Genomic DNA, 1,890 nt, shown 5'->3' with positions numbered 1-1,890 from the left:
CATTACTTTTAGGTATATTTTCACTTTTCATGGTGCAATTTAAATCTTAAAATTTTTAATCTAGTTTTTTCATAGGTTAGTTAACACTATCTTAAGTTTCATTGAAAATATTAGGTTAGTCTAAATATAAATATTAGGATATAATATTTTTCAAATGTACATTAATATAAAACTTAAATCAGAACTAAAACTTATTTAAATATGCCATTTTCTCTAACACTTCGTAGGCCAGACACTGAGGGCCTTAATGCAACCGCGCTTAAGCTCGCAGGTGTGCTTTGCAGCCTTTCACATGCTTTTTCATATCTTGTAATTTCATAATATACGTAAATTGTACATTATGGTTTTTGAGCTAAATATAAATCCATAGTGTCATAAATATGTAGTATTCCACCGAAACTTTTGATTGCAGCTGCAATTCCATTCTCCAATCCAGTTTTAACATCTTTGGGCAGAGCTCTGTGGTCAGAGTATGTATTCAGTAATGATATATAACCATCTGCTGTGAAAGTTCGCGTTTGAAAGAACAATTTTGAATAACAATTTTTAAATCCATATTGATTAATAATCTCTACTATTTTTATACAATCACTTTTATCAAATTCAATTCGATTTTTATCAGATGGTCGAAACTCGTTATAGATTTTTTGAATTTTCAAATGGAGTAAGTCATCAGTGCGAGAGACAAAAGGATGATTCCAAAATAATGCTAAAACTCCACCACTCTTTAAAAGATCAAAAACTTTTGTATAGCTAACTTCTTCTGGAATCCAATGAAAAGCGGTTGCAGAATAAATTAAGTCGAATGTATTACTTTCAGCACAAAAACTTTCAAAGTCTATATTAACGACTTCGAAATTATTAAAAGAAACAAATTTTACTTTTGAATATTCCGTTAAATTTTCCCCAATCTCAATGGCAGTTAGCTTGCATTTTGTTTCAAGAATCGGCAAGGTTGCCTGTCCGGTTCCAATGCCTATCTCAAGAGCTTGTTTTGTTTCGCTTATACATGAATATCGAATAATTTCATCAAACAACTCATTAACATAGGTCGGTCGCCACTTATCATAATTTGATTCATCTTCGTTAAATGTCAGTCTCAAATCCATACGATTCCCTCCTTTTTTAGTTTGCATAAACCAACAACTACGTGTTAATTAGGTTAACCTAAATAATTTATGTACAGTAACTTTTTTGCTCTAAATTTTGCAATTAAATTGACGACTATCTTAACCTAAAATGCACTTAACATTCCATGTTGCCGAAGTTCATGAGCCTTAGCCCGACGGGCTTTGTGATGGAATATACCTTGGAGGTGAGTTTGATTCAACCTATATATAGATTATAAGTCATAAATTTACACATTGCTATATAAAATATTCCACATGCGGAGGCGGACAGCAACAGTTGTTATAAATTGTTTAGCCACTAAACTTTAAGTCCAGCCATCCTTGAATACGATTTATACTATATAATGATTGTGGTGCAATATATGAAAAATGTACTCTACTGGTTTATGGTTACAGTTATTTAACACAGAAAAGGACACCGTAAAAAGTAAACATGGATTAGTTCAATCACATACATCTCATTCGGATATAAAGTTAGGGATTTTAAAAATTAGACAAGCAATATATATATAATTATGTTAAATATGCGGAAAATTATATTTATATGATGTATAATTGAATAAAAAAACTATGTTAATTTATGATTACTCTATTTGTGATTTAAGAAGGGGGTTAATTTATGTATGCGTATGCATTTGTAGGCTATTTAGATACTGAAACTGAATTATGTGTGAACCTCCCATGACTGAAGTCACGAGCTTCTATTGTTGCCAATAAATTTTCCCACATCTACGTCCTCGTAACCCTTAACATAACAACC

General features: G+C 31.2%; 1 protein-coding gene. It reads right to left on the bottom strand.

What is annotated here, in order from left to right; genetic code table 11:
• Positions 1-338: 338 nt before the first annotated feature.
• Positions 339-1,109: a class I SAM-dependent methyltransferase gene (locus KPL51_RS22970; protein WP_216166751.1), complete on the bottom strand. Its 771-nt coding sequence runs from the start codon at positions 1,107-1,109 to the stop codon at positions 339-341.
• Positions 1,110-1,890 lie beyond the last annotated feature (781 nt).

The organism is Clostridium bowmanii (genome assembly GCF_018861315.1).
Taxonomy (GTDB): domain Bacteria; phylum Bacillota; class Clostridia; order Clostridiales; family Clostridiaceae; genus Clostridium_AD; species Clostridium_AD bowmanii.
The sequence above is the reverse complement of the archived record's forward strand: the minus strand, read 5'-3'. Positions and strand labels throughout refer to the sequence as shown.